23 protein-coding genes are annotated in these 26,975 nt (G+C 69.6%); 10 read left to right on the top strand and 13 right to left on the bottom strand.

Annotated features, from left to right (window positions below; all coding sequences use genetic code 11):
* Positions 1–5: 5 nt before the first annotated feature.
* From H2Q94_RS07000 to hisD, 4 genes are read right to left on the bottom strand one after another with little or no spacing between them, the layout of a single operon-like run.
* Complete coding sequence (locus H2Q94_RS07000; RefSeq protein ID WP_243793336.1) at positions 6–158, bottom strand: hypothetical protein; 153 nt, start codon at positions 156–158, stop codon at positions 6–8.
* Complete coding sequence (hisB, locus tag H2Q94_RS06995) at positions 159–791, bottom strand: imidazoleglycerol-phosphate dehydratase HisB (RefSeq protein ID WP_243793334.1); 633 nt, start codon at positions 789–791, stop codon at positions 159–161.
* Positions 788–1,918: a histidinol-phosphate transaminase gene (locus H2Q94_RS06990; RefSeq protein WP_243793332.1), complete on the bottom strand. Its 1,131-nt coding sequence runs from the start codon at positions 1,916–1,918 to the stop codon at positions 788–790. Before H2Q94_RS06990 ends, hisB begins: the two co-directional genes overlap by 4 nt.
* Before the next feature lie 22 nt (positions 1,919–1,940).
* On the bottom strand, positions 1,941–3,269 hold the full coding sequence (hisD, locus tag H2Q94_RS06985) for a histidinol dehydrogenase (protein ID WP_243793323.1): 1,329 nt from the start codon (positions 3,267–3,269) through the stop codon (positions 1,941–1,943).
* Between the two features lie 198 nt (positions 3,270–3,467).
* On the opposite strand from hisD, the gene H2Q94_RS06980 reads away from it, so the two are divergent.
* Positions 3,468–4,688: a M14 family metallopeptidase gene (locus H2Q94_RS06980; protein WP_243793322.1), complete on the top strand. Its 1,221-nt coding sequence runs from the start codon at positions 3,468–3,470 to the stop codon at positions 4,686–4,688.
* Positions 4,689–4,752: 64 nt separating this feature from the next.
* Complete coding sequence (locus tag H2Q94_RS06975) at positions 4,753–5,646, top strand: SAM-dependent methyltransferase (RefSeq protein WP_243793321.1); 894 nt, start codon at positions 4,753–4,755, stop codon at positions 5,644–5,646.
* 170 nt (positions 5,647–5,816) lie between these two features.
* Here H2Q94_RS06975 and H2Q94_RS06970 read toward each other — a convergent pair whose 3' ends face one another.
* From H2Q94_RS06970 to H2Q94_RS06960, 3 genes are all read right to left on the bottom strand, one after another.
* Positions 5,817–7,253: an HNH endonuclease signature motif containing protein gene (locus H2Q94_RS06970; protein WP_243793320.1), complete on the bottom strand. Its 1,437-nt coding sequence runs from the start codon at positions 7,251–7,253 to the stop codon at positions 5,817–5,819.
* Positions 7,254–7,524: 271 nt separating this feature from the next.
* A complete protein-coding gene (locus H2Q94_RS06965; protein WP_243793319.1) occupies positions 7,525–7,686 on the bottom strand; it encodes a hypothetical protein in 162 nt (53 codons plus the stop codon).
* A gap of 381 nt (positions 7,687–8,067) precedes the next feature.
* Complete coding sequence (locus H2Q94_RS06960; protein WP_243793318.1) at positions 8,068–8,745, bottom strand: DUF2848 domain-containing protein; 678 nt, start codon at positions 8,743–8,745, stop codon at positions 8,068–8,070.
* 98 nt (positions 8,746–8,843) lie between these two features.
* On the opposite strand from H2Q94_RS06960, the gene H2Q94_RS06955 reads away from it, so the two are divergent.
* On the top strand, positions 8,844–10,142 hold the full coding sequence (locus H2Q94_RS06955; RefSeq protein ID WP_243793317.1) for an MFS transporter: 1,299 nt from the start codon (positions 8,844–8,846) through the stop codon (positions 10,140–10,142).
* Here H2Q94_RS06955 and H2Q94_RS06950 read toward each other — a convergent pair.
* The gene (locus H2Q94_RS06950) at positions 10,114–10,740 is read right to left on the bottom strand and encodes a GntR family transcriptional regulator (protein ID WP_243793307.1); all 627 of its coding nucleotides are present in this window, start codon (positions 10,738–10,740) and stop codon (positions 10,114–10,116) included. The genes H2Q94_RS06955 and H2Q94_RS06950 overlap by 29 nt on opposite strands.
* A gap of 91 nt (positions 10,741–10,831) precedes the next feature.
* Between H2Q94_RS06950 and H2Q94_RS06945 the strand changes: the two genes are divergently transcribed.
* Positions 10,832–11,623 (top strand): carbon-nitrogen hydrolase family protein, encoded by a 792-nt coding sequence (locus H2Q94_RS06945; RefSeq protein ID WP_243793306.1) that lies wholly within the window; start codon positions 10,832–10,834, stop codon positions 11,621–11,623.
* Positions 11,624–11,666: 43 nt separating this feature from the next.
* On the opposite strand, the gene nadC is transcribed toward H2Q94_RS06945, so the two are convergent.
* The 3 genes from nadC to nadA are packed head-to-tail and all read right to left on the bottom strand — an operon-like array spanning position 11,667 to position 15,147.
* Positions 11,667–12,554, bottom strand: a complete 888-nt coding sequence (nadC, locus tag H2Q94_RS06940; RefSeq protein WP_243793304.1) for a carboxylating nicotinate-nucleotide diphosphorylase — start codon at positions 12,552–12,554, stop codon at positions 11,667–11,669.
* Positions 12,551–14,146 carry an L-aspartate oxidase gene (locus H2Q94_RS06935; protein WP_243793303.1) on the bottom strand — a complete coding sequence of 532 codons (1,596 nt, stop codon included), beginning with the start codon at positions 14,144–14,146 and terminating at the stop codon, positions 12,551–12,553. The genes nadC and H2Q94_RS06935 overlap by 4 nt, the downstream gene beginning before the upstream one ends.
* Positions 14,143–15,147: a quinolinate synthase NadA gene (gene nadA, locus H2Q94_RS06930; RefSeq protein ID WP_243793300.1), complete on the bottom strand. Its 1,005-nt coding sequence runs from the start codon at positions 15,145–15,147 to the stop codon at positions 14,143–14,145. Before nadA ends, H2Q94_RS06935 begins: the two co-directional genes overlap by 4 nt.
* Positions 15,148–15,288: 141 nt before the next feature.
* Between nadA and H2Q94_RS06925 the strand changes: the two genes are divergently transcribed.
* The 3 genes from H2Q94_RS06925 (at position 15,289) to H2Q94_RS06915 (ending at position 17,741) form a co-directional block, all read left to right on the top strand.
* On the top strand, positions 15,289–15,951 hold the full coding sequence (locus tag H2Q94_RS06925) for an NUDIX hydrolase (protein ID WP_243795586.1): 663 nt from the start codon (positions 15,289–15,291) through the stop codon (positions 15,949–15,951).
* A 65-nt stretch (positions 15,952–16,016) separates the two neighbouring features.
* Positions 16,017–16,694: an LON peptidase substrate-binding domain-containing protein gene (locus tag H2Q94_RS06920; RefSeq protein ID WP_243793297.1), complete on the top strand. Its 678-nt coding sequence runs from the start codon at positions 16,017–16,019 to the stop codon at positions 16,692–16,694.
* 48 nt (positions 16,695–16,742) lie between these two features.
* Entirely contained in the window at positions 16,743–17,741 is a 999-nt protein-coding gene (locus tag H2Q94_RS06915) for a DUF8017 domain-containing protein (RefSeq protein ID WP_243793296.1), read from the top strand.
* Between the two features lie 21 nt (positions 17,742–17,762).
* Here the strand turns inward: H2Q94_RS06915 and H2Q94_RS06910 are convergent, their stop codons facing one another.
* Positions 17,763–18,353, bottom strand: a complete 591-nt coding sequence (locus H2Q94_RS06910; RefSeq protein ID WP_243793295.1) for a DUF2567 domain-containing protein — start codon at positions 18,351–18,353, stop codon at positions 17,763–17,765.
* A 220-nt stretch (positions 18,354–18,573) separates the two neighbouring features.
* Here H2Q94_RS06910 and H2Q94_RS06905 point away from each other — a divergent pair, with 220 nt between their 5' ends.
* On the top strand, positions 18,574–20,523 hold the full coding sequence (locus H2Q94_RS06905) for an arabinofuranosyltransferase (RefSeq protein WP_243793294.1): 1,950 nt from the start codon (positions 18,574–18,576) through the stop codon (positions 20,521–20,523).
* Positions 20,524–20,968: 445 nt separating this feature from the next.
* Here the strand turns inward: H2Q94_RS06905 and dnaE are convergent, their stop codons facing one another.
* A complete protein-coding gene (gene dnaE / locus H2Q94_RS06900) occupies positions 20,969–24,559 on the bottom strand; it encodes a DNA polymerase III subunit alpha (protein WP_243793292.1) in 3,591 nt (1,196 codons plus the stop codon).
* Between the two features lie 344 nt (positions 24,560–24,903).
* On the opposite strand from dnaE, the gene H2Q94_RS06895 reads away from it, so the two are divergent.
* The gene (locus H2Q94_RS06895; protein WP_243793290.1) at positions 24,904–25,941 is read left to right on the top strand and encodes an AsnC family protein; all 1,038 of its coding nucleotides are present in this window, start codon (positions 24,904–24,906) and stop codon (positions 25,939–25,941) included.
* A 388-nt stretch (positions 25,942–26,329) separates the two neighbouring features.
* Entirely contained in the window at positions 26,330–26,971 is a 642-nt protein-coding gene (locus H2Q94_RS06890; RefSeq protein ID WP_243793287.1) for a DedA family protein, read from the top strand.
* Positions 26,972–26,975 lie beyond the last annotated feature (4 nt).

Here is a 26,975-nt window from a genome sequence, read left to right as displayed (position 1 = left end):
CCCCGTCACAGCAGCCAGGCGATTCCACCCGCTGCGGCCAACGCCGCGAGCACGCCCAGCACCACCGCCATCACCCTGGCCGTCTTCCACATCGCGGCGACACCGCCGACGAGAAAACCGGCCACGGCCAACAGCACGATCGGCCCCAAGTTCGCCATCTACAGCGCGCCCTTGGTCGACGGCACCACGCCCGCGAACCGCGGATCCGGTTCCACCGCGGCACGCAACGCCCGTGCGATGGCCTTGAACTGGGCCTCGGCGATGTGGTGCGGGTCCCTGCCGTGGATCACACGCACGTGCAAGTTGATCTGCGAGTGGAACGCCAGCGACTCGAACACGTGCCGGTTCAGGACGAACGGGTAGTTCCCGCCGATGGTGAACGAGTTGTACTGCTCCGGTTCCCCGGTGAGCACGCAGTAGGAACGCCCCGAGACGTCGACCGCGGCGTGCGCCAAGGTCTCGTCCATCGGGATCCACGCGTCGCCGAAACGGCGGATGCCCTTCTTGTCCCCCAGCGCCTTCCGCAGCGCCTGACCCAGCACGATCGCCGTGTCCTCCACCGTGTGGTGGGCATCGACGTCGATGTCACCGGACGCCTTGACGTTCAGGTCGAACGCGGCATGCGTGCCCAGCGCGGTGAGCATGTGGTCGTAGAACGGAACCGTGGTGTCGACGTCGACCTTTCCAGTGCCGTCGAGGTCGAGGTCGACCAGCACGGAGGATTCCTGCGTGCTGCGTTCCACCCGCCCGGTCCGGGTGCCCGGCGCGAACGCCGACTCGGTCGCTGTCATCGCGTGCTCTCCTCACTAGCCGCGTCCACCAGCGCCTTACCGGCTGCCAGGAACGCGTCGTTCTCCTCAGGGGTACCGATGGTGACCCGCAGATGCCCGGCGATGCCGACATCGCGGATCAGCACCCCCGCGTCCAGGTAGCGCTGCCACGCGGCGTGCGCGTCCTCGAACAACCCGAACAGCACGAAGTTGGCGTCGCTGTGCACCGGGGAGAACCCCATGCCGCGCAACGCCTCCACGACCCGGTTCCGCTCGTCCACGAGCGCCTGCACAGAACCGAGCGTCGCCTTCGCGTGCCGCAGCGCGGCCCGCGCCGCGGCCTGCGTCAGCGCCGACAGGTGGTACGGCAAGCGCACCAGGAGCAGCGCGTCGATCATCGCGGGCGCCGCCGCGAGATAACCGAGCCTGCCACCGGCGAAGGCGAAGGCCTTGCTCATGGTGCGGCTGACGATGAGCTTCGCCGGGTACTCGTCGATCAGGCCGATCGCACTCGGCTCGTCGCAGAACTCGATGTAGGCCTCGTCGACCACCACGATCCCCGGGGCCACGTCGAGCACCGCACGCAGATCCTGCTGCGAGACCGCTTGCCCCGTCGGGTTGTTCGGACTCGTCACGAACACCACGTCCGGGCGCCGCTCAGCGACGATCGCCGCCGCCTGCGGACCGTCCAGGCTGAAGTCCGCACGTCGCGGAGCGGGCGACCAGTCCGTCCGGGTTCCCGCCGACAAGATCGGGTGCATCGAGTACGACGGTTCGAAGCCCAGCGCGCTGCGCCCCGGCCCGCCGAATGCCTGCAGCACCTGCTGCAGCACCTCGTTCGAACCGTTCGCGGCCCACACGTTGCGGTGCGAGACGGTGACCCCGGTCGCGCCGCTCAAGTAGGCGGCCAGGTCCTCCCGCAACGCCACCGCGTCCCGGTCCGGGTAACGGTGCAGGGACTCCGCGACCGACCGCGCCGACTCGGTCACCTCGGCCACCAGCTCCGGTGGCGGCGGGTACGGGTTCTCGTTGGTGTTCAACCGCACCGGCACGTCCAGCTGCGGAGCGCCGTACGGGCTGCGGCCGCGCAGGTCCTCGCGCAGCGGAAGATCTGTCAGCGCCACCTCGGCGCCGAGCACGTCATTCATGGTTCTCTCTTCGCGGTGTGGATCAGCGGTCGAGTCCGGACGGGAAGCGGGCCGTGACGGCCTGCCCGTGCGCCGGAAGGTCCTCGGCATCGGCCAGCGCGACGACCTTGCCCGCGACGTCCCGCAACGCCTGCTCGTCGTAGGAGATGACGTGGATGCCGCGCAGGAAACTCTGCACGCTCAGACCTGAGGAGTGCCGCGCGCAGCCGCCCGTGGGCAGCACGTGGTTCGAGCCTGCGCAGTAGTCACCGAGCGAGACCGGTGCGTGCGGGCCGACGAAGATCGCACCCGCGTTGCGCACTCGCGCGGCAACCGAATCGGCGTCGGCGGTCTGGATCTCCAAGTGCTCCGCGGCGTAGGCGTCCACGACGGTGAGGCCGTCGGCAACCGTGCCGACCAGCACACAGCCGGACTGCTCACCGGTGAGCGCGGTACGGATCCGCTCGGTGTGCTTGGTCAACGGAACCTGCCGGGACAATTCGGCGTCCACCGCGTCGGCCAGCTCCGGCGACGTCGTCACCAGCACGCTCGCCGCCAGCGCGTCGTGTTCGGCCTGGCTGATCAGGTCAGCGGCCACATGCACCGGGTCCGCCGTCTCGTCGGCGAGCACCGCGATCTCCGTCGGCCCCGCCTCCGCATCGATGCCGATGACGCTGCGCAGGTGTCGCTTCGCGGCCGTGACGTAGACGTTGCCCGGCCCGGTCACCAGGTCCACGGGCAGCAGCGGAGAACCGTCGGTGTCCTCGCCGCCGTAGGCGAGCAGCGCCACCGCTTGGGCGCCACCCACCGCCCACACCTCGTCGACCTCCAGCAGCGCGGCCGCCGCGAGGATCGTCGGGTGCGGCAGACCACCGAACTCCGCCTGCGGCGGCGAGCACACCACCAAGGACTCCACCCCGGCGGCCTGCGCGGGCACCACGTTCATCACCACGCTCGACGGGTACACGGCGAGCCCACCAGGCGCGTACAACCCCACGCGGGCGACCGGCACCCAGCGTTCCGTGACCGTGCCGCCGGGCACGACCTGCGTGGTGACGTCGGTCCGCCGCTGTTCCCCGTGCACGCGGCGCGCACGGTCGATCGACTCCTGCAACGCCGCCCGCACCGTCGGATCGAGCCGTTCCAAGGCCCCCGCTAGCTCCACGGCGGGCACTCGAACCCGCTCGGGCCGCACCGCGTCGAACTTCTCGGTGTACTCGAGAACCGCGTCCGCACCGCGCTCGCGAACGGCCTCGATCACCGGCCGCACCTGATGCAGCACGTGCTCCACGTCCGTCTCGGCGCGCGGCAGCGTGGCGCGCAGCTCGGCGGTGGACGGAACACGACCGCGCAGGTCGGTACGGGAGAGCATGGGCGTCCTTTCAGTACGGACGGATTGCGGCTAGTAGCTCGGTCACCAGGGTAATCGTCCTGTTCGACGCTGTCGGACGCGCGTCCGCTGATGAACGGTAAAACGGTGATCCGCCGCTTCCGACGTTAGTGGGTTGCCAACGGAACGTTACTCGGGGAGTCTCTCGTGATCACCATCCGTGATCGATCGGAGGCCTCGATGTCCAGCGCACGGCGCAGAGCAACGGCGGTGGCGGCCGCCGCGTCCTTGGCCCTGCTACTCCCGGTTCAGGCGAGTGTCGCCGCACCTCAACCCCGGCCGGCTCCCGAAACCGCGGCCGCCGGTGTTTACACGGTGCCCGGCACCGACAGCCGCATCCGCACCGACATCAATGCCTCCGGCGCCAATGTCCTCGGGGCGAAAGACGGTGTGGCGACAGTGGAAGCCACACCCGCACAGGCCGAGGAACTGCGCTCGAACGGGCTCGACCTGCAGACCCAGGCAGCGCCGCGGGACTTCCCGCCGGGCGACGAGGCTTACCACAACTACGACGAGATGGTCGCCGAGCTCGACAAGATCACGGCCGACCACCCGGAGCTTGCCGCGAAGTCCAGCCTCGGGAAGAGCTTCGAGGGCCGGGACATCCCGTTGCTCAAGATCAGCGACAACGTGGCGCAGGACGAGGACGAACCTGAAGTCCTGTTCGACTGCAACCAGCACGCGCGGGAGCACCTGACCACCGAGATGTGCCTACAGATCGCGAACCGGCTCACCGACGAGTACGCCGACCCCGCGGTGAAGGAGAGCGTGGACAACCGCGAGGTGTGGATCGTCCCGTCGGTCAACGTAGACGGCTCGACCTACGACGTCGAGTCCGGTGAGTACCAAGGCTGGCGCAAGAACCGGCAGGACACGGGCACCGACCTCAACCGCAACTGGGGTTACCTGTGGGGCTGCTGCGGCGGCGCCAGCGACGACCCGCAGGACGAGACCTACCGCGGCCCGGAGGCGTTCTCCGCGCCCGAGACCAAGGCACTGGCCGACTTCATCGACTCCCGCGTCATCGGGGGCGCCCAGCAGATCAAGTCGGCGATCGATTTCCACACGTTCTCGGAACTCGTGCTGTGGCCCTTCGGACACACCCAGGACGACGTGTCCGAAGGCATGACCCAGCAGGAGTACGACCGTTTCGAAAAGGTCGGCACCGAGATGGCGAACTCCAACGGTTACACGCCGCAGCAGTCCAGCGACCTGTACACCACCGACGGCGACAGCCTCGACTGGATGTGGGGCAAGCACAAGATCCTCGCCTTCACCCTGGAGATGTACCCGTCCAGCGGCGGAATCGACGGGTTCTACCCGCCGGGTGACGTGATCGAGCGGGAGACCGCTCGCAACAACGCCGCAGTGGACATCGTGCTGCGCGAAGCCGGCGCCTGAGCCGCCCAGCGCTGAGGGAAAGCCCGGATGCCCGCTCGGGATCCGGGCTTTTCCCTTGTGCGCGGTGAGAGAGCGATACGGTCGCGATCACCGGCTCAGGCAGGAGGGGTTCGCGATCACCAGCGATGACGAGTTGTTCAAGGAGCTGGCCGACATTCACGGTGAACTCGACCTGCAGCGCCCCAACGCCGCGCGCATGTACGACTACTTCCTCGGTGGAACGCAGAACTTCCCCGCAGACCGGAAAGCCGCCGAGCAGCAGCTGAACCTGCTTCCGGCGACGCGAGTCGGGGTGCGCGAGAACCGGGCGTTCCTGCGCCGCGTCGTGCGCTACTGCGTGGAACGCGGCATCCGTCAATTCCTCGACCTCGGTTCGGGGATTCCCACCGCCGGCAACGTGCATGAGGTCGCGCACGATGACAGGCCCGACACCGTGATCGCCTACGTCGATCATGAGCCGGTCGCCGTCGCGCACGCCCGACGGTTGCTGCACGGCGAAACGCGGGTGACGGTCACCCAGGCCGACCTGTCCCGCCCAGCCGACGTGCTCGATGCCCCCGGGGTTACCCGGCTGCTGGACTTCGATCAGCCGCTCGCGGTGCTGGCGTTGTCGGTGCTGCATTTCGTGCCCGACGAGGCGGCCCCGGTGGGCGTCCTCGACGCGTATCGCCGCGCCTGCGCGCCCGGCAGTGTTCTCGCGTTGAGCCACGCCTCCGGCGCCGGCCTGTCCACGACGCAGGTGGTCGAGGGATTGCGCATCTACGATCAGACCCCGACCCCGCTGAGCCTGCGTCCCGCGGAGCAGGCGCGGGAGCTGCTCACCGGCTGGTCGTTGATCCCGCCGGGCGTGGTGTCCGTGGTGGATTGGCGCCCGGACTTCGACGTCAGCGAGCAGGTCCGCACGGCAGTCGGCAACGGCTGGGCGGCCGTCGGGATGAAACCTCCGGCTCCGCAATGAGTTCCGGGCGCTAGAGCGACTTCAGCACGCGGCAACGGCGGCGTTCGGCGACGAGTCCGGATCGCCGTCCTGGTACGACTCCCCGCAGCATTCGATCTTTGTGTTCACCCATGTCCGAACGGCATCGAGCAGGCGATCTTGACCGCGCGCACCGGTGTGCCTGGTCGCCGTCATCGTGCGGCCAGGTCGGGTGGTTCGTGATGCGCCCGGTTACCGGGCCTGGGTGTTCGGTCGGCATCGATCCACGACGGCGGAGTGAACATCGGCCGCCCGGCATCAAGCGTGATCTTCCAGTTCTGGGCGTGGGTCACCGAGTGGTGATGGGCGCAGAGCATGACCAGGTTGTCGAGCGCGGTGGGTCCGCCGTCCGCCCAGTGCCGAATGTGGTGCGCCTCGGATGTTCCAGGCGGGTGGTCGCACGAAGGAAAGGCGCACTTCCCGTCCCGCGCGAGCAATGCGGCACGCAGGTGCGGCGGCGCTGAACGCCGGGCACGGCCCACGTCCAGCGGGCGGCTCTCACCGTCCAGCAGGACCGGCAGCAGCTCCGCGTCGCAGGCGATGCGACGCGCCGTTTCCGCTGTGATCGGTTGCCCGGTGGTCTCGATCGTCCCGCCGAATCGCTCGTCGCCCAAGGATTCGCGCAGTTGATCGTGCGCGATGGTGATCGTCAGGTGCGGACGTTGTCCGCCACTGCGCGGAAGTTCGTCCCCGGCCAGCACGATTTCCACGAGGTCGGCGAGCGCGTCGGCGTTCCGCTTGCCCGCGGTTCGACGATCCCGTTCTCCGGAGTTCTGGGGTCGCGGAGCGGCGAGCGGCTCCAGCGCCGCCTGCAGCTTCGCTCCGGTCTCACGGTCCAGCCGGCCCTTCAGCAGGGTCATGCCGTCCCGGTCGGTGGTCAGGTGCAGTTCACGACGCTCGACCTGCCGACGCTCATCGCGCAACGCACCGTCCTGGTCGAGGAGGTAGCGCAACCGCTCGGCTGCGATCTCCAGCTCACGTGGGGAAAGGACCTTCGCCTGTTCGGCGAGAAGTTCCTCCACCTCGGCGCGCTGCACCGGCCCTACCAGCGGCGGCAGCTTCTCCATGCTGTTGACGATCACCTGAGCGTGCACGAGGCTCGTGTCTCGTTCCCGCAGCACTTTGGCGGTCGCGGGCAACGCGGGCGGCAGCGGCTCGCCGCCGGGCGCGGCGCGTTCCGCCACTGCTCTGCCGACGACCACGCGGGACCTCGCGTCACCACGGGCGATGTTCAGCAATTCGCGCACCCACACCGGCATCGATCGGGCGCCCGCCTCGCTGTGCAGACCTCGCCGCTCGGATTCCGCGATGAGCTCCGCCTGCCACGACAACGCGGCCCGGGCGACCGCTTCCGAGTCGCGAATGCCCGCGATCAGCTCGGCGTCAGACCGGGACGCGGCGGGGCGCTCAGAGCGGTCGAACAAGTCCTCCATGACCGGTCCGAGTTCGGAACCGGGAACGGCCGCGGAATGCGAGTCCGCGGCCGAACCGTCGACATGACCGCCTGCGGCGCGACGAGCTTCGTCGCGCGGCTGCGGCACACGCGGCGGACCGCCCACACCGGGCTGCGGCACGACCAAGGGTTCCATGACGTCCAGTGTCCACAGTCGAACACAGATTCGTCATCACTTGATCGTGCTGTATCCAGCCGAATCCGGCGGCGGGCCGATGTGGAACCAGGCCGAAGTCCGTGCCCGACGGGCCAGAACCATGCGGAAGAGCACGCGCCAGCGCGACGTCGACCGCATTGGCGGCGGATGGGCGCGTTCCGGGAACGTCGCCCACGCCGACTCGGGCCACCCGGACCAACCTCGGGACGGATCATCCGGGTGGTGTCGTCGTTCGATCTTCCTGAACGGATCAGGACAGCAGGAGAACGACGACTCCCACGATGATGCCGACCAGGACCACGACCGCCGCCGTGATCAGCACGGCTCGCAGCTGCGGCCGCTCCTCCTGGACCTCCGACTGCGCCCGCTCGCGCCACTGCATGAAAGTGGTGCCCTCGCCGCTGTCGCTCACGTCTGTCTCCCACTCTTCGCGTGCTGCTTCTGGCACCGTTCACGGCCGGGTGCCGTGAACTTGCAGGGAGTCACGATGCCACATCGGCCGGATCACATTCGGACCACGTGCCCGGTTGATCGCCTACGTGGAGACGCGCGGCGAACACCAGGAGCCGACCCCGTCTCCACCCGGGGAGACCGCGTGGCATACCCGTGCACCTGCCGGGGTGAGCATGCTCTCGGAAAGGGCCGCAGAGCAAGGAGCCACGGGCGGCCGACAGCCCGGACGCATCCGGAACGGATGCGCATTCCGACCTGGTCCCACCGCGAAAAGGGGCGGTCGTCGGCAATGACCACGATCGGACGGCATCGGCCGGGCGTGGCGTGCCGGACGCCCGCGCTAAGCGATCGGCGCGGGCAGCTGACGCACGGTGTAGTCACAGGTCAGAACGTCGCCACTCGCCGGATCCGTCAAATCCACTCGCCACGAGTCCGCGAACTGGTCGACGGTGGTGTCCATCGGGATCGTGCCGGACAGCAGCACCGTCCCGACCTCGGCGAGTTCGAGGTTCCGCAGTTCCTCTAGCCAGTACTGGGGACTGAGCAGCTCCCCGAGCGTGCCGTGCTGGATGCGTCGGCCGCCGACCTGAGCGGTGAGGGTCAGCGAGTCGATCCGGTCGGCGACGTCGATCAACCGCCACGCGCGGGACCCGAGCACGTCCGGTCCGGCCTGCTTGCTCCAGGCGACGCCGTGCACTTCCAGCTCCCGGTCAGTGTGATCGCAGGCGACGGTGAGCAGCACGTCCTCCTCGCCCTGGCCGGCGATGATCAGCGCCCATTCCGCTTCCCCTGAGGTACGCGCGTGTTGCACGGGGACGTCCGCGGTCTGCATCGCGAGGTACGGCGCAACCGGGTACAGGCACGGAGTGCGAGTGGGTGCAGGCACCCCGAGCTCGGCGAGTTCGGCGACGTGCGCAGCCACGTCGTCCTGACTCCGACCGGCGTATCCGGCGTTGAGCAAGGTCCGCACCGGCACCTCGACGGACGCGCCTGCCACATCGAAACGAAGCGGAAACATTAAACCCTCCCGATCAGCATACTTCTTGTATACAGTTCGTATCACCAATTCGCCCGGGAACCCGGCCGATGTGACGAACTCCCCGACAAGGACCGCCGATGAGTCGAGCGCTCGCCGACACGCCCACCCGTCCGCCCCGCAAAGACCTGATCAAGGCGTTCGTCGCCGCCCTGTCCGGAACCTCGCTGGAGTGGTACGACTTCGCCGCCTACTCGGTGGCGTCCGCTCTCGTCTTCGGCGACCTGTTCTTCCCCAGCCACGACCCGCTCTCGGGCACGCTGCTGGCCTTCTCCACATACGCCGTCGGATACCTGTCCCGGCCGCTGGGCGGATTCGTGTTCGGCCGCCTCGGCGACGTGCTCGGACGCAAACAGGTACTGGTCACGACCCTGCTGCTCACCGGCATCGCCACCGTGCTCATCGGGCTGTTGCCCACGCACGGCCAGGTGGGCGCGCTGGGCGCCGTGCTGCTGGTGGCACTGCGGTTCGCGCAGGGGGTCGGCATCGGCGGCGAATGGGGCGGAGCCGTGCTGCTCTCCAGCGAGTTCGGCGACGAACAGCACCGCGGCTTCTGGGCATCGGCTGCCCAGATCGGCCCACCCGCGGGCAACCTGCTGGCCAATGGCGTGCTCGCGGCGCTGGCCGCGAGCCTCACTCCGGAGCAGTTCCTGTCCTGGGGCTGGCGGGTCGCGTTCCTGCTCTCCGCAGTCCTGGTGATCTTCGGATTGTGGATCCGGGTGAAACTGGAGGAGACCCCGGTGTTCCGCGAGCTGCAGCGAGAAGGTGATCAGGCTTCCGCACCGCTGCGCGAGGTGTTCACCGAGGAACCGCGCGCGCTGATCTCCGCGATCCTGTCCCGCGTCGGCCCGGATGTGCTCTACGCACTGTTCACCGTCTTCGTGCTCACCTACGTCACGAAAGAACTCGGGCTTCCGCAGAGCTGGGCCGTCGCCGGAGTCATGATCGGCTCTACCTGTCAGCTGGCGTTGATTCCCGCCGCGGGCTGGCTGTCGGACCGGTGGAGCCGACGCCGGGTGTACGCGATCGGCGCGATCGGCGGCGCGGTGTGGCCGTTCGTGTTCTTCCCGCTCATCGGGGGCGGTTCGGCGCCGCTGCTGGTGGTCGGGGTGATCGTGGGCCTGCTGTGGCACTCCCTGATGTACGGCCCGCAGGCGGCGTTCGTAGCCGAGCAGTTCAGCACCCGGCTTCGCTACACCGGCTGTTCGCTGGCGTACACGCTGGCCGGCGTGATCGGCGGCGCGTTGGCTCCGCTGTTGTTCACCTCGCTGTTCGCCTACTTCGACAGCTGGATCGCACCCGCCTGCTACCTGCTCGGCACCTGCGTGGTCACCCTCATCGGGTTGGCGATCAGCCCGCGAGCAGCACGTGCTGCGTAGCGTCCAGGTGGGCGGTGATCGCCGACTGGGCTGCCGCGGCGTCACCGTCGGCCAGCGCGTGGAGGATCGCGTCGTGCTCGTTGAGGACCACATTGCGCCTGTTCTCCACGGAGAACAGCGCGACGATGCCCGCGCGGATCTGCCGAGCGCGCAATCCGTCGTAGCTCTTGGTGAGCATGTCGTTGCCCACGGCCCGCACCAGGGCCGCGTGGAAGCGGTGGTCGAGGTCGATGAACGACCGCGCGTCGTCGTCGGCGCGCAGCGCGCGCTGCCGGTCGAGCTCACCGCGCATCTCCGGTACCGGGACGGTGCCGAGTTCGAGGGTGCGACGGGCCGAGTAGCACTCCATCATTCCGCGCAGCTCGAACAGTTCGCGGATCTGCCGCCCCGCGACGGGCGCGATGTAGGCGCCGCGCTTCGGGACGAGCTGCACCAGCTCCTCGGCCGCCAGCAGCAGCAGCGCCTCGCGGATCGGGGTGCGGGAGACGCCGATGTCGTCGGCGAGCGACTGCTCGTTGACGAACTGACCTTGCATCGCGGGATCGCTCAGCACGGTGTCCTTGAGATGGTCGTAGGCGAGCTGGCGGCCCGAGGTCAACGATGGCTCCTTGCAGTGCGGCGAGGTTCGATCCAGAACCCTTGCATATCTCTGGTATACAACAGTGTAGAGGCAAAGAGAGGCGGACCCCATGCGCGTCGCGTTGTGCCAGATCGTGTCGACCCCCGAACCGAAGGCGAACCTGGATCTGGTCGCCGACGGTATCCGCCGCGCCGCGGCCGCGGGTGCGGAACTCGCGATCTTCCCGGAGGCCGCCATGGCCTGCTTCGGCGTCCCGCTCACGCCGATCGCCGAACCGCTCGACGGCCCGTGGGCCACCGAGGTCCGCCGACTCGCCGATGAGGCGGGCATCGCGGTGATCGCGGGCATGTTCACTCCGGCGGCCGACGACAGGGTCACGAACACGCTGCTGGTCACCGGACAGGACCTGGACGCGCACTACGACAAGATCCACCTCTACGACGCCTTCGGTTTCGCCGAGTCCCGCACCGTCGCTCCCGGCACCGCACCGCTGGTCGTCGATGTCGGCGGCACCCGGGTCGGAGTCACGACCTGCTACGACGTGCGCTTCCCCGGTCTGTACACGGCGTTGGCCGACCAGGGTGCTTCGGTGATCGTCACCGCCGCTTCCTGGGGCGCCGGCGAGGGCAAGCGCGAGCAGTGGGAGCTGCTGGTGCGCGCCCGCGCGTTGGACAGCACGTCGTGGGTCGTGGCGTGCGGGCAGGCCGACCCGCGGACCACTGGCGTCGAACCGAGCGGCAAGGCCCCCACCGGCATCGGCTACAGCACGGTCGCCACTCCGGTCGGCACCGTGCACGCGCAACTCGCCGGTGCCCCGGACGTGCTGGTCACGGATCTGGACCCGACCGCGGTCGAGCAGGCGCGCGCGAACATCCCGGTGCTGTCCAACCGCCGCTTCTGAGCCGTGCCGACCGGTCGCTCCTCGAGGGCGACCGGTCGGCACGTCACATGTCCAGGCCGATGTCCAACGCCGGGGAGGAGTGGGTGAGCGCGCCCACGGCGAGGTAGTGCACGCCGGTCTCGGCGTAGGTGCGGGCGACGTCGAGGGTGAGCCCGCCGGAGGCCTCCAGCTCGGTCCCCGGCGAGATCTCCTCGGTGCGCCGTACCGCGTCGGCGCAGTCCTGCGGCGTGAAGTTGTCCAGCAGGACCAGTTCGGCGCCTTCCCCCAGCACCTCGTCCAGTTCCTCGACCGTGGTCACTTCGACCTCGATGGGCAGTTCCGGCGCGTGGTCGCGACAGGCGCGCAGCGCGGCCACCGCGGACCCCGCGGCCACGACGTGGTTGTCCTTGATGAGCATCGCGTCGCCCAGCCCCATGCGGTGGTTCACGCCGCCGCCGCAGCGCACCGCGTACTTCTGCAGCACGCGCAGTCCGGGCAGGGTCTTGCGGCTGTCCCGGATGCGGCAGCCGGTGCCCTCCACCGCCCGCACCCATTCGGCCGTCGCGGTCGCGATGCCGGAGAGGTGGCAGAGCAGGTTCAGCGCGGTGCGTTCCGCGGTGAGCAGCCCGCGAACCGGGGCGTGCACGCTCAGCGCGCTCTCCCCCGGCATGATCATGTCGCCGTCGGTGCGGCTGTGCAGCACCTTGTAGCCGTCCGGGCCGAGCACCTCGTCGAGCACCGCGCGCGCGACCGGGATCCCGGCGACGACTCCGGCCGGGCGGGATTGGAAGGCGGCCTCGGCGATGGCGTCCACCAGCACGGTCGCTTCAGTGGTGACGTCGAGGCCGTAGCGGAGGTCTTCGGCCAGTGCGGCGCGCACCAGCGCGCGGATCTCTTGGGGTTCCAGACCGGCCGAGCGCAGGTGCGCGGCGGTCACCTCGGACAGGGTCATGCCACGCTCCTCATGGGTTCGCGGTCGGTGCGGAACAGCCAGCCGGACACGTCCAGTCGCAGCGCGACGCTGCGTCGCCAGCGTACGTCGTCGCACTCCGGGTGATCGCGTCGCCGGTGACTTCCGCGTGACTCGTCGCGGGCGGCCGCGGCGGCGAGCAGTGCCTGCGCCGTGAGTGCCAGCGAGGCGTCCTCCACCGCCGCCCGCGTCCGAAGTGGACGGACGACGCCTGCGCGGTCCAGCGTCGCGGCGGCCGTCGCGAGCCCGTCGGCGGTGCGTCCGATTCCGGCGTGGCGCGTCATGGTGCGCTGCAGCAGGTCGCGGTCCACCACGGCTGCCGCCGGAACCGGCGGCAGCACGGGCTTGCGCGCGGTCAGGCCGCCGCGCAGGTCGCGGGCCACCGCGTCCGCGGCGCGGGCACCGACGACCAGTCCTTCCAGCAGGCTGTTCGAGGCCAGCCGGTTCGCGCCGTGCAACCCGGTTCGCGCCACCTCGCCCGCGGCGTAGAGCCCGGCCACCCCGGTTCTTCCGTCCACATCGGACACAACGCCGCCGCACGAGTAGTGCGCGGCGCTGGTCACCGGGATCGGCTCCCGCAGCGGATCGATGCCCGCTTCCCGGCACGACGCGAAGACGGTGGGGAACCTGGTGGCGAACCCGGGGATCCTCGTGGCGTCCAGCAGCACGCATTCCGCGCCGGTCTCGGCCATCCTGCGGTTGATCGCCGCGGAGACCACGTCGCGCGGCGCCAGGTCCGCGAGCGGATGTTCACCGGCCATGACCCGCTCACCGCGGGCGTCCAGCAGCACCGCGCCCTCGCCGCGCACCGCCTCGGTCACCAGCGGCCTGCGTCCGCGTGCGGCATCGGGCGTGTAGAGCACGGTGGGGTGGAACTGCACGAACTCCAGGTCGGCCACGGTCGCTCCCGCGCGCAGCGCGAGCGCGATCCCGTCGGCGGTGGCCACGTCCGGGTTAGTCGTCGCCGCGTACAGCTGGCCGAGTCCGCCGGTCGCGAGCAGTACCGCGGGGGCGCGCACCACTCCGGGGTTGCCGTGCGAATCGAGCGCGAGCACACCGGCGAGCGCTCCCCCGTCGCTGCGCACCAGCTCGACGACGCAGTGCCGTTCCAGCACCGGGATCCCCCCGGAGCCGACCGCCGTCGACAGTGCGCGCTGCACCTCCGCGCCCGTCGCGTCGCCGCCCGCGTGGATCACCCGGAACGCGGTGTGGCCGCCTTCGCGGGTCCGGGAGAGCTCGCCGCCCGCGGTGTCGAACCGCGCCCCCGCCGCGCGGAGCCCGGCCACCGCCGCCGCGCCGTCGGTGAGGATCGACCGCACGGCCTGCTCGTCGCAGAGGCCCACGCCCGCGGTCAGGGTGTCCGCGGCGTGCCGTTGCACGCTGTCGCCGTCGTCGTGCTCCTCGGGACGCACCACGGCGACACCGCCTTGCGCCCAGCCGGTGTTGCCCGCCTCCGCGGAATCCTTGGTCACCACGAGAGTTCGCAGACCGAGTTCCCGTGCGCGCAGCGCGGCGGTGAGTCCGGCCACGCCGGTGCCGACGACGACGAGGTCGGCGCGCGCTTCCCAGGTCACTCGCCACCCCCGGGCTTGCCGATGCTGATCATTCGTTCCACGGAGGCGCGGGCGCTGGCGGCGATGTCCGCGGGCACGTGCACCTCGTCGGCGTTCTCCCGCAGACCGCGCAGCAGGGCGGCCGGGGTGATCATCTTCATGTAGCGGCAGGAAGCCCGGTCGTTGACCGCCTGGAAGTCGATCTCGGGCGCAGCGCGGCGCAGCTGGTGCAGCATGCCGACCTCGGTGGCCACCAGCACCGATTCGGCGCCGGTCTCGCGCGCGGCGTCGAGCATCCCGCCGGTGGAGAGGATCTTGACCCGTTCCGCGGGCAGCGTCCCTTCGCCGGCTAAGTACAGCGCGGAGGTCGCGCAACCGCACTCCGGGTGGATGAACAGGTCGGCGTCCGGGTTTGCGGCCGCGCGGTCGGCCAGCTCCGGCCCGTTGATGCCCGCGTGCACGTGGCATTCCCCTGCCCACACGTGCAAGTTGTCCCGTCCCGTCTCGCGGCGCACGTGCGCGCCGAGGAACTGGTCCGGGCAGAACAGCACTTCCTGCTCCGCGGGAATGGACCGAACCACGTCGACCGCGTTCGAGGAGGTGCAGCAGATGTCGGTCTCGGCTTTCACCTCGGCGGTCGTGTTCACGTAGGAGACGACGACGGCGCCGGGGTGTTCGGCCTTCCACCCGCGCAGCTGGTCCGCGGTGATCGAGTCGGCGAGCGAGCATCCGGCGCGCGCGTCCGGGATGAGGACCTTCTTGCCGGGGCTGAGGATCTTCGCGGTTTCGGCCATGAAGTGCACGCCGCAGAACACGATGGTCGAGGCGACGCTTTCGGCGGCGATCCGGCTCAGCGCCAGGGAGTCCCCGGTGTGGTGGGCGACGTCCTGGATCGCGGGCAGCTGGTAGTTGTGCGCCAGCACCACGGCATCGCGTTCGTCGGCCAGTTCGCGGACTTCCCGAGCCCACGCCTCGTCCGGTTCCACGCCCGCGTAGGGAACGAGCTGTTCGGCAACCACCATCTGTTCCTCCTCCGCACCGGCACGCGCGTCGGCGCGCGGGCCGGTGTTTGCCCACCGAGCGGTTTTCGCCTTACAATCGAAAACGTGCCTCATCGTAACACCGCCAGTTGTGCGGACAAGAGAGATGCAGCTCACGAGGTACTGGCGGGGGTGCTGCGCGCACACGAGGGACGCCTCCAGGTGCTGCTGTGGCAACGCGCCCAGCCCCCGCACGAGCACCGCTGGGCGCTGCCCGGCGGCAGGCTCGGCGACGACGAGGACGTGGAGACCTCCATTCGCCGTCAGCTCGCGGAGAAGGTCGATGTGCACAAGCTGAGCCACGTTGAGCAGCTCTCGGTGTTCAGCGACCCCGACCGGGTTCCGGGCCACCGGGTGGTGGCGACCGCGTTCCTCGGCCTGGTGCCTTCCGACGTCGATCCGGAGGTGCCCGCCGACACCGCCTGGCATCCGCTCGACGATCCGCCGCCGACCGCGTTCGACCACGAGCGCATCACGCACGCGGCCCGCGCCCGGCTCCGCGCGAAGCTGTCCTACACCAACATCGGCTTCGCCCTCGCCCCCACCGAGTTCACCATCTCCGCTCTGCGCGGCATCTATTCCGCCGCACTGGGCTACGAGGTCGCGGCGACCAACCTGCAGCGCGTGCTCACCCGCCGCGGCGCCCTGCATCCGACCGGCCGCACCATGCCCGCGGGTCCCGCCGGGGGCCGCCCGCCCGCGCTGTTCCGGTTCACCAACCCCGACCTGGAGATCACCGACCCGTTCGCCGTGCTCCGGCCGCCGACCGGACGAGAAGGACGCTGACGTTCCGCCACCGGACACCGAAGCAAGGTGGCCGCGTTACGGGGGTGCGACGTAGGTTGGCGGCTGTGACCGACACCCTTCCGCTGTTCCCGTTGAGCACGGTGCTGCTGCCCGGGGCCGACCTGCCGCTGCACATCTTCGAGGCGCGCTACCGGCAGCTGGTGCTGGACCTGGTCGAGGAAGTCGTCCCGGACCGACGTTTCGGCGTGGTCGGGATCCGGCAGGGCTGGGAGGTCGGTGACGACAACGTCGACTCGATGTACGACGTGGGCTGCTCGGCACGGCTGCGCCAGGTGCAGCAGCTGCCACAGGGCCGCTACGACATCACCGCCGACGGCGGGCAGCGGTTCCGGCTGCTGCAGATCGACCGGGAGGCGGCGCCGTACTTGATGGCCCGCGTCGAATGGCTCCCCGACAGCGAGCCCGCCGAAGACCCGCGGCTCACGGGCAGGCTCGACGCCGCGGCCCGTGCCGCGCACGAGCGCTATCACGGCACCGGTCTGCGAGGGGATCGTTACGACGCCCCGGCACCGGACGTGGACCCCGCGGACCTGTCGTACGTCCTGGCCGAGGATTGCGTGCTTAGCGCCGAGGACCGTCAGGATCTGCTCGCGGAGACCGATCCGCTGGCTCGGTTGCGGCTGGTGCGGCGGCTGCTCGTGCGAGAGGCCGAGTTCCTGCGCGAGCTGCGGGCAGTTCCGGCCCCGCTGGCGGAGTTCGCCGAGCAGACCAGCGTGAACTGATCCGCGAAGGCGGCCCGGCCGGTTCGGGTCGCTCGCTAGGATCACCCCATGTCATCACCGGGTGGGCCGGGGAACTGGGGTTCTCCGGAAAATGGGGGTTCGCGGCAACGCGGGGACAACCGGGGCGGCGGGCACGAGGGCTGGGGTTCGGTGCAGCAACCGCAGCACGCTCAACAGTCGCAGCAGTTCGGGCAGCCGCCGTACCAGGGCGGCATGCGCTATCAGGGGTTCGGCACGTTCCAGCAGCCTCAACAGCCCCAGCAACAGCAGCCTCAGTGGAGTCAGCAGGGTTTCGCCCCCACCCCGCGGCCTGCGCGCAAGCGCGGCCCGCTGATCGCGGCGATCTCCGCGGGTGCGGTCGTGGTGGTCGCGCTGGTGACGACGGTGGCAGTCGCGAGTTCAGGAGGCGAGGAGCAGGCCGGCGACGATCGGCTTCCGGCGCCCACAGCCGACGCTCCGCCGCCGGTCACCTCGGAAGCGACCTCCGCCGCCTCCGCGCCCCCGCCGGTGGCGGTGGTGCCGGGTTGGCAGGCGGTGCCGGTGCCGAATCGGCACGCCGTGTACGACGCCCCGCTGGAGTGGCGGTTGGAGGCTCCGGACAACGTCGTCGGCTTCGGCCCCCAAGAAGACCCGGTGACCATGACCGGGGTCTCGATCTACCAGGAGGACTTCTGCGCGGAGGTCCACGGGAGCTACCGCGCGATCGCCGGCGCCACCGCGCGTCGGGGACCGGATGACGCCGCGGTCGCCACCGACACCGCCCGCAAGTTCGCCGAGCTCGCCTACGGCCGGGACGCGGGGATCGAGCTCTCCCCGCCGCAGCCGGTGCAGCTGGCCGGGGGCATCGCCGCGAGCAAGGTCGTCGCCACCGTCGTACCCGCCCCAGGGCCGTGCGGCTCCCCCAGTGTGCTGATCAATACGCTGGCCACCAACAACGACGGGGAGAGTTCGGTGGTGCACATCGCGGGCGCCGACCAGAGCGTTCCCGGCGCCATCGCCCCCGATGTTCTGGATCGGCTGACCGCTTCCCTGCGCCCGGCAGGCTGATCGCGAACCGCCCGGAGCTCGCTAGCTGCGCCGCCCCAGGTCGTCGAATCCGTTCCAGGAAGCGGCCAGGCCGTAGCCCAGCGCCATCGCCATGGGCTGGACGACGACGGCCCACCCGGTGGGCGCTTCCGGGGGCGCGATGAGGGTGTCGCCGACGGCGAGCCCGACGGGCCACGGGTAGAGCTCGGCGGCGAAGGTCGTCCCCATCCGGATCGCCAGCCAGGACGAGATGAGCGATCCGAGCACGGCGGCCACCAGCAGCACCGGTCCTCGGCGGCGCCGGAACGTCCACAGCACGGCGGCGGTGACGAGGCCGGTCCCGAAGGCGACGAGCAGGAACATCGCGAGCGCGTCGAAGCGGTGGTAGCTCTCCACGATCTGCGCGGCGACCAGCGTGCCGGTGCTGCTGAGCACGCTGCCCTGAGGCGGGGCGATCCGCGACCACACCCATCCCAGCGGCAACCCGAGCAACGCCACGAGGGAGAGCGTGCTCAGCGCGGGAAGCAGGTCCGCCCGCACCGCGACCCGCGTCGTCCGGGCGTCCCGCTCGGACGGCAGCAGCGGCCCGGCAGGTTCGGGTGTTCCGCTGGTCTCGACCGCTCCTGGTGGCAACAGCCGCCCTTCCTGTCGTGTGTGAGCAAGCGCTGAGCACCCTAGCGGGTGATCGTCGGCACCCGCCCAGGCGCGGCGCGGGCGCTCGGTGGGCATCCTCTATTCTGCGCGGGCGCCCTGTCCCCCACCGCCGAAGGATCGAATTGACGTGGCGGGAACCTTGCCGAGTCCGGTGTTGACCGGACCCCGACCCATCGATGCACCGCGCCAGGATTCGGCTGTGCGACTTCCGTTGCGCAGCACGGTTTCCGAGTTGATCGCGGGGTCGGTGGTCGCTGCGGTGATCAGCCTCGCCCTGCAGTTCGCGGTGGCACGACTGGGCATCAGCGAACCGAGCTTCGCGCCGGAAGCGTTGGCTTCACTCGGCGCGGCCCTAGTGCTGTTGATCACGTTCGGCCTGCTGGCGTTCGGCAGGCGTCGCTTTCCGCGACCGGTGCGGCTCGCCGGGACGTGGGCGGCGTTGTCGACGTTCACGACGCTGGCGTTGGCGATTCCGCTGCAGGCGACGCGGTACTACTTCGGCGGTTCGTCGACCGACAACGGGTTCCGCTTGCAGTACATGACGCGGATGGCTTCCTCGTGGGGCTTGTCGGACATGAACTACGCGGGCACCGCCCCGTACTACCCGGGTGGCTGGTTCTGGCTGGGCGGCAGGTTCGCGAACCTGCTGGGCTGGGAGGGCTGGGCCGCCTACAAGCCCTACGCGTTGATCTGGGTGGCGGTGACGAGCGTCGTCGCGTTCACCTTGTGGAGCGTCGTGGTGCGGCGGCGCCTGGCGTTGCTGGCTGCGGTGGTGACGTCGCTGGCGGGGATGCTGCACGGCATCGAGGAGCCGTACGCGTGGCCGTCGGCGGCGTGGCTGGCTCCGATCGCGGTGTTGACCTGGCATGCGATGCGCCGGGAGCAGCGCGCCCCGCGCTGGACGTTGATCTGCATCGGCGGTTACGTCGGTTTCGCCGCGATCACCTACACGCTGCACTTCGGGTTCGCAGTGCTGCTGATCGTGGCGATGGCCGTGGTGGCGGGGACGTCCCGGGTGCGCCGCGGCGAGGCCGTGTGGGCGACGGTCAAGCGGATGTTCCTGCGGTTGCTGCCGATCGGCATCGTCAGCGGCCTCATCTCACTGCTGGTGTGGGCGCCGTACGTGCTGGCCACGCACGTGTTCACGGACAATCCGCGCAGCGCGGCGCTGCACTACCTGCCGGAGGACGGTTCGTTCCTGCCGGTGCCGATGACGGACGCGAGCGTTTTCGGGGCGTTGTGCCTGGCCGGGTTCGCCTGGTTGATCTTGCGCGCCAAGCGCAGCGAGGTCGCCGGCGCGATGCTCACCCTGGTGATCGCGATCTACGTGTGGTTCGGGTTGTCCACGCTGGCTCTGGTGGCGAAGACGACGCTGCTGGCGTTCCGCCTCAACGTGATCTTGGGCGTGGTGCTGGCGGTGGCCGGGGTGTTCGCCGTGCTGGAGTTCATCGGATGGCTCCGGGAACGCGTGGACGTCGGCTACGCGGCGCGGATCACGACGCTGTCGTGCGCGCTGGGACTGCTGGGCGCGGTCACGTTGACGCAGGGCGCCATCGGGACGGCGTTGGCCACTTCCACGGAGCAGGCCTACGAGGACTACTACCCGACGGGCGACAACGCGAAGGGCGCGCGCGATCCGGACAAGACCGGTTCCTGGGCTGATGACGTCTACCGCGAGATCTCCGATCTCACCGGCCGCCCGCCGGAGCGGGATCTGTTGCTGAGCACCGACTACAAGCTGATGTCGTTCCGGCCGTATTGGGGTTTCCAGCAGGAGACTCCGCACTACGCGAACCCGCTCGCCGACTACGACGAGCGCGCCGCGGAGATCGAACGGTGGTCGAAGGCCCGCAACGCCCCGGAACTGGTGAACATGTTGCGCCGCAGCGAGTTCACGACGCCGAACGTGTTCGTGCTGCGCAACCCGGCGAGCCCGGTGGCGTCCGAGGCGGACCAGGAGCGCGCCGCGGACCCGTCGGACGAGAACGCGGGCAAGCTGGCGTTGAACCTCAAGGGCGACGCGTTCCCGCAGCAGCCGAACGTCCGGGACTACGACGTGCACTTCGACCCGGTGGCGTTCGACGGCCCGCAGTTCGAGCGCAGCGACGTCGGCCCGTACACGATCATCGCGGTCCGCGACGCGCGCTGACCCGAGCATCCCGGTCCCGGCCGCTCCACGAGCGGCCGGGACGTCCGCGGTTCACAACCGGATGGAGTTCTTCCAAGCCGTGGATCAGCGTGCTGGGCCGCCGGCGCAGTTCGACGGGATCCACGGCGATCGAATACGTCGAAGATCTGCAGGCGCACCTGCTCAACACCGACCCACCGGACCACACCCGGCTGCTGAAGCTGGTGCTCAAGCCCCGGTGCGCGCAGCGCCACTTGGGAATCGATGACCTTCTTGGTGCCTTCGACGCCCTTGCTGAGCCGAGGATCGGACAGCGCCTGCCGGGCTTCGGCGTAACGGGTGACCACCCGCACGGGAATGCCCGCGCGGCTGATGCCTCGTTGCGCCGGCGCGTCGCCCCGCATTCTGGCGTAGTTCACGACGAAAAAGGAGCCGTCCGGCATGCGGACGGCCCCCTCTGCTCAGGTCAGAACGCTTCGAAGCACCCGGCTCCGAGCAGGCCCTTGAGCTCCCCTTGCAGCCCGTTCTCGGTGGACACGAAGTAGTCGCTGGACAGCGCCAGGCGCGTCACTCCGCGCGGGCCGCTGAGCTTCACGTGCACCGGAACGTTGCCGGTGTGCGCCCGGAGGGTGCGCTTGAGTTCCCCGACCAGGGACTTGTCGACCCGGCTGGCGGGCACCTTGATCACGAAAGCGGGACTGGTTCCGGGATCGGTCTCGGCGGCGGAGATGTCGACCGGCAGCGCGTCGGAGGCGAAGACGCTGATCGCGCCCTCCCGCTCGTTGATGCGGCCCTTCACCGCGATGGCCGTGTCCTCCACCAAGCAGTCGGCGAACATCTCGTAGGACTTGGGGAAGAACAGCACTTCCACGCTGGCGTCGAGGTCCTCGAGGGTGACGATCGCCCAGGGACTGCCGTTCTTGTTGATGCGGCGCTGAATCCCCGAGATCATCCCGGCGATCTTGCACTGGTCCTTGCCGTCCCCGGAGCTCTGCCGTTCACCGCCGACGAGGTGGGCGATGCCGGTGTCCTGGTACGGCGCGAGCAGCCGCTCGGCCCCGTCCAGCGGGTGCGCGGAGACGTAGAGCCCCAGCATTTCCCGCTCGTAGGCCAGCAGTTGCTTGCGCGGCCATTCCTCGGGGGTGAACTGCAGGTGCGCCAGCGGTGAGGAGTCCTCACCCGCCTCGTCGTCGGAGCCGCCGCCGAACAGGTCGAACTGCCCCAGCGCCTCCTGCCGCTTGAGCCCGATCACCGCGTCGACGGCGGCTTCGTGGTGCTGCGAAAGCGACATCCGAGTGTGCCCGAGCGAGTCGAACGCGCCCGCCTTGATCAGCGATTCGATGACCCGCTTGTTGCAGGCCACCGTCTCGGACTTGTCGAGGAAGTCGGTGAAGGAGGTGTAGCGGCTCTTCTCTTCGCGGACCTTGCAGATGGAGGCGACGACGTTGGAGCCGACGTTGCGGATGGCGGTGAGCCCGAAGCGGATGTCGGAGCCGACGGCGGTGAAGTTGTTGCGCGAGTCGTTGACGTCGGGCGAGAGCACCTTCACCCCCATACGGCGGCATTCGGCGAGGTACACGGCCATCTTGTCCTTGTTGTCACCGTTGGAGGTGAGCAGCGCCGCCATGTATTCGGCCGGGTAGTTCGCCTTCAGGTACGCCGTCCAGTACGCCACGAGGGCGTATCCGGCCGCGTGCGACTTGTTGAACGCGTAGCCGGCGAACGGCAGCACCGTGGACCACAGCTTGTCGATGGCCTCGTCTTTGTAGCCGTTCGCGAGCATGCCCTCGCGGAAGCCTTCGAATTCCTGGTCCAGCACGGACTTCTTCTTCTTGCCCATGGCGCGGCGCAGGATGTCGGCTCGTCCGAGGCTGTATCCGGCGACCTTCTGCGCGATCGCCATGATCTGTTCCTGGTAGACGATCAGGCCGTAGGTCTCGGCGAGGATGTCCTTGAGCGCGTCCTCCAGGTCCGGGTGGATCGGCTCGACGGGCTTCTTGCCGTTCTTGCGGTCGGCGTAGTCGAGGTGCGCGTTGACCTCCATCGGACCCGGCCGGTACAGCGCGTTCGCCGCGACCACGTCGCCGAACTCGGTGGGCTGCATGCGTTTGAGCAGTTCCCGCATGCCGCCGCCTTCGAGCTGGAACACGCCCAGGCTTTCGCCGCGCGCCAGCAGCTCGTAGGTGGCCTTGTCGTCGAGCCCGAGGGTGGAGAGGTCGATCTCGAGGTCGTGGTTGGTCTTCACCGATTCCAGGGCGTCGCCGAGGATCGTGAGGTTCGACAACCCCAGGAAGTCCATCTTCAGCAGGCCGATGGCCTCGCACGACGGGTAGTCCCAGCCGGTGATGACGGAGCCGTCGTCGCGCTGCCACAGCGGCACGGTGCCCAGCAGGTCCTGCGAGGACAGAATGACCGCGCAGGCGTGCACACCGGCGTTGCGGATCAGGCCTTCGAGACCGCGGGCGGTGTCGAAGATCTGCGACACGGCCTGGTCGGTCTCGATGAGGCTGCGCACCTCGGAGGCTTCGGCGTAGCGCTCGTGCTGCGGGTCGACGATGCCCGACAGCGGAATGTCCTTCGCCGCGATCGGCGGCGGCAGCGCCTTGGAGATCTTGTCCGCGATCGCGAACCCCGGCTGGCCGTGGTGCACCCGCGCCGAGTCCTTGATCGCCGCCTTCGTTTTGATCTTGCCGAAGGTGATGACCTGGGCGACCTTGCCGCGGCCGTACTTGTCGATGGCGTACTGCAGCACCTCGTCGCGGCGCCGGTCGTCGAAGTCGAGGTCGATGTCCGGCGGGGAGTCGCGCTCCGGGTTCAGGAACCGCTCGAAGATCAGCCCGTGTTCCAGCGGGTCCAGGTTCGTGATGTGCAGGATGTAGGCCAGCAGCGAGCCCGCGGCCGAACCACGGCCCGGCCCGACGTGGATGCCCTGCGACTTCGCCCACCGCGTCACGTCACCGACGACGAGGAAGTAGGCGCAGTAGCCCTTCTTGTCCAGCACGTCGAGCTCGATGTCGACGCGGTCCAGCACGTCCTGGCTGGCGCCGTCCGGGTAGCGGCTGGGCAGGAACTCCTCGACTTCCGCGCGCAGCTGCTCCAGCTCGGACTGGCCGCCTTCCACGGTGATGCGCGGCATCCGGTCCTGGAAGCTCCACACGTCCTCGTAGGACTCGACCATCTCCGCGACCAGCAGCGTGTTGTCCGCGGCGCCGGGAACCTCCTCGTCCCAGTACTGCCGCATCTCCTCCGCGGACTTGAGGTAGTAGCCGTCGCCGTCGAACTTGAACCGGCTCGAGTCGCTGAGCGTCTTGCCGGACTGCACGCACAGCAGCGCGCCGTGCGACTCGGCCTGGTCGGCGGTCACGTAGTGGCTGTCGTTGGTCGCCAGCGGCTTCAGGTTCAGCTCACCGGCGATCTTGAGCAGGTTCTCCCGCACGGACCGTTCGATGGGCAGCCCGTGGTCCATCAGTTCGAGGAAGAAATTCTCCTCCCCGAAGATGTCCTTGTAGTCGGAGGCGGCCTGCAACGCCTCCTTGTACTGCCGCAACCGCAGCCTGGTCTGCACCTCGCCGGACGGGCAGCCGGTGGTCGCGATGATCCCCTCGGAGAACTCGGCGATCAGCTCCCGGTCCATCCGCGGCTTGCGGTACTGGCCTTCCATGCTGGCGCGGCTGGAGAGCGTGAACAGGTTGCGCAGGCCCGTCGCGCTGCGCGCCACCATCGTCATGTGCGTGTAGGCGCCGGCACCGGAGACGTCACCGCCCTCGCCGTACTCGTCGGTGCCGCGCTGCTTCGCCTCGCCCCAGAACACCGGCTTCTTGTGGTACCGGCTGTGCGGCGCGATGTAGGCCTCGATGCCGATGATCGGTTTGATGCCGGTCTTCTTGGCCTGCTGGTAGAACTCGTCGGCCCCGAACATGTTGCCGTGGTCGGTCATGCCCACGGCGGGCATCTCCAGTCGCTTCGCTTCCTCGAACAGCGGCGCGACCTTCGCCGCCCCGTCGAGCATCGAGTACTCGGTGTGCACGTGGAGATGAACGAAGGGATCGACGGGCACGGGGCATCCTCCTGCGCGATCGGCCGGAACGAGCGCGGACCGTTCGGCGGTCTCCCCTGGGCGCGGGAGGCGCGAACCGGCCGGAAGGACTCGGATCGCGGTGCGCGACACCGGTCGAAACGACGGTGCGAGAACCACAGGGGACGGCCGCGGCGGTGCCGGACCGAGACAGCCTAACGCCACGGCAAGAGCAACTCTCCGACCCTCCCTGGCGTGCCGCGGATCGGTTCGGGCGGGATCGATCCCGAAGGCGGCGAGCTCGACGGACCGTCCCCGCGAGGTGGCGTGCCGAACTCTCCGCCCTTGCGGACGGTGATCGATCCGAGAGGGTAGCGTGGCTTGCCGTGGCTGCACCTGATCCCGTGGACGTACGTCTGCTGACCGCCGTCGCCGAATCCGGCCGCGCGGCGGTGCACGAGCTCGCGGGACGGCTCGGCATGGACGTCCGGGATGTCGCCGCCCGGCTCGCGGTGTTATCCACGACCGGACTGCCGATGGTGGTCGGCGTGGAGTGCGACCCGGTCGGCATCCGCAACGCCGTCGCCGCCGCGAACGCCTGGACCCAAGCCAACAGCGGCGGCTACCCGGTGTCCGGCCCGCACCAGGTGCAGAACCCCAGCGGCGGCTACCAGGTGCACGGCTCCCCCAGCGGCAGGCAACCGGGGCCGGGCGGAACCCCCAGCGGGCCGCAGCCGTTCACCCCGGCCGCGCAGCCCGCGTCGTTCGGCCAGCAGCCTCCGCCGCGACCGGCGCCGCACCAGCCCGCGCAGCCGATGAACACGTGGGGTCCGCCGGGGTCCGCCTCGTGGGCGCGAGGTGATCAGCAGCCGGGCGCCGCCCAGCAACCCGGCACCCCCCATTCCGGGCCGAATCCCGGTCCGCAGCAGGCGAATCCGCAGGTGGCGAACGCGAACGCGCCCACCGCGAAAAACCCCGCCCCGGCCCAACCCGCGTCGGCCCGCACCGGCAAAGTCGGCGGCAAGCTCGACGTGGACGGTTTGGAAGGCGAACGGATCACCATCCAGCTCGTGGAGGTCGTCGACCCCGCCGACTTCCTGTTCACCGCAGCCGGATACCAGCTGCAGGAAGGTGAACGGTCGGTCGTCGTGCACACGGAGCTGACCAACCGCAGCCCGATACCGTTCACCTCACTGCCGGACCTGTATCTGGTCCTGGTCGCCACCGACGGCTCCACGGTGGGCAAGGCGCCGGTGTCGCTGTCCTCCCGCCCGCCGCACCGCATCGGCGTCCCGCCGGGCGAAACCGCCGGCGGCCACACCGTCTACGTGCTGCCGGAAGAGACGGAACTTTCCGCGGTCCGTTGGACACCCCGCCCAGGCGACGACCAACGCACTCTTACCTGGGATATCACTGATCTTTAAGGCTTCCGGTCGTTTTGCTTTGGTGGCCGGGTGGCGGAACCTCAGTGGCTTCTTCGCTGCGGGATCTTTTTCCCTAGTGGCTCCGCCACGAGGGAAAAAGCCATCCTCGCGAGGAAGCCACTGAGAACCCGCCGGTGAGCGGCTTTTCGACGTGGCCTATGCGCTTCGCGCATCCAGGCACGGCTTCGCCGCAAGACACGGCCTTCGGCGGCGAGGCAGGCGTGGCTTCGCCCGCCCTTTGCGGGCTTCGCCGCCGAAGTGCAACGGAGCGTGGAAGGCAGGGTCGTCTCCGGGGTCGTTCAGGGTCTTTCCCGCACTCGCTGTTCACTTCCGATCTCTAGCGTCGGTGTCGACCGGCAGCACTTCCGAGCCGACTCTGGGGATGATCGTGTCCGACGCCGTCTTGGACCTCGTGCACGGCGCGATGGGCTCACCGTGGATCTACCTGGTGCTCGTCGCGTTCGTCGCGCTCGACGCGGTGCTGCCGAGCGTTCCCGGGGAGGTCCTGGTGGTGACCTGCGGGGTGTTCGCGATGTCCGGCACCCCGAACCTGGCCGGGGTTCTCGTGGCAGGCGCGGTCGGCGGGTTCGCCGGGGACCACCTTGCGTACCTGCTGGGCAGGCGAGCAGGTGGCGCGCTGCTGAGCCGGCTTCCGCCGGGTTCGCGGCGCCGGAAACCGTTCGAGTGGGCGCAGCGGGCGCTGAACCGGCGCGGCGCTTCGATCTTGATCGTGTGCCGGTTCGTGCCGGGTTGCCGCACCGCGGCCGCCATGACCGCCGGGGCGAGCAGGTTGCCGCTGCGCATGTTCAGCAGCTGCACGGCGATCGGGGCCGTGGCCTACTCGACGTACTTCACGCTGGTCGGCTGCCTGGGCGGCGCGGTGTTCCGAGATCGGCCATTGCCCGCGGTGCTGCTGGGCATCGGTTCCGCGCTGGTGATCGCCGGTGTCGTCGAACTGATCCGCTACGTGCTGCGCAAGCGCACGGCACGTCGTGCCGAGCCGGAGCGCGTTCCGGTGGGTGTGGACTGAGCGG

Source organism: Saccharopolyspora gloriosae (genome assembly GCF_022828475.1).
Taxonomy (GTDB): Bacteria; Actinomycetota; Actinomycetes; order Mycobacteriales; family Pseudonocardiaceae; genus Saccharopolyspora_C; species Saccharopolyspora_C gloriosae_A.
This window is presented reverse-complemented; position numbering and strand designations above follow the sequence as displayed.

Excerpts from the sequence above, each read along its gene's own strand:
- nadC (WP_243793304.1), bottom strand. The coding sequence starts at position 12,554 with ATGACCCTGTCCGAGGTGACCGCCGCGCACCTGCGCTCGGCCGGTCTG.
- H2Q94_RS06980 (WP_243793322.1), top strand. The coding sequence starts at position 3,468 with ATGTCCAGCGCACGGCGCAGAGCAACGGCGGTGGCGGCCGCCGCGTCC.
- H2Q94_RS06915 (WP_243793296.1), top strand. The coding sequence starts at position 16,743 with ATGTCATCACCGGGTGGGCCGGGGAACTGGGGTTCTCCGGAAAATGGG.
- hisD (WP_243793323.1), bottom strand. The coding sequence starts at position 3,269 with ATGCTCTCCCGTACCGACCTGCGCGGTCGTGTTCCGTCCACCGCCGAG.
- H2Q94_RS06960 (WP_243793318.1), bottom strand. The coding sequence starts at position 8,745 with ATGTTTCCGCTTCGTTTCGATGTGGCAGGCGCGTCCGTCGAGGTGCCG.
- H2Q94_RS06970 (WP_243793320.1), bottom strand. The coding sequence starts at position 7,253 with ATGGAACCCTTGGTCGTGCCGCAGCCCGGTGTGGGCGGTCCGCCGCGT.
- nadA (WP_243793300.1), bottom strand. The coding sequence starts at position 15,147 with ATGGTGGTTGCCGAACAGCTCGTTCCCTACGCGGGCGTGGAACCGGAC.
- H2Q94_RS06955 (WP_243793317.1), top strand. The coding sequence starts at position 8,844 with ATGAGTCGAGCGCTCGCCGACACGCCCACCCGTCCGCCCCGCAAAGAC.
- H2Q94_RS06945 (WP_243793306.1), top strand. The coding sequence starts at position 10,832 with ATGCGCGTCGCGTTGTGCCAGATCGTGTCGACCCCCGAACCGAAGGCG.
- hisB (WP_243793334.1), bottom strand. The coding sequence starts at position 791 with ATGACAGCGACCGAGTCGGCGTTCGCGCCGGGCACCCGGACCGGGCGG.
- H2Q94_RS06990 (WP_243793332.1), bottom strand. The coding sequence starts at position 1,918 with ATGAATGACGTGCTCGGCGCCGAGGTGGCGCTGACAGATCTTCCGCTG.
- H2Q94_RS07000 (WP_243793336.1), bottom strand. The coding sequence starts at position 158 with ATGGCGAACTTGGGGCCGATCGTGCTGTTGGCCGTGGCCGGTTTTCTC.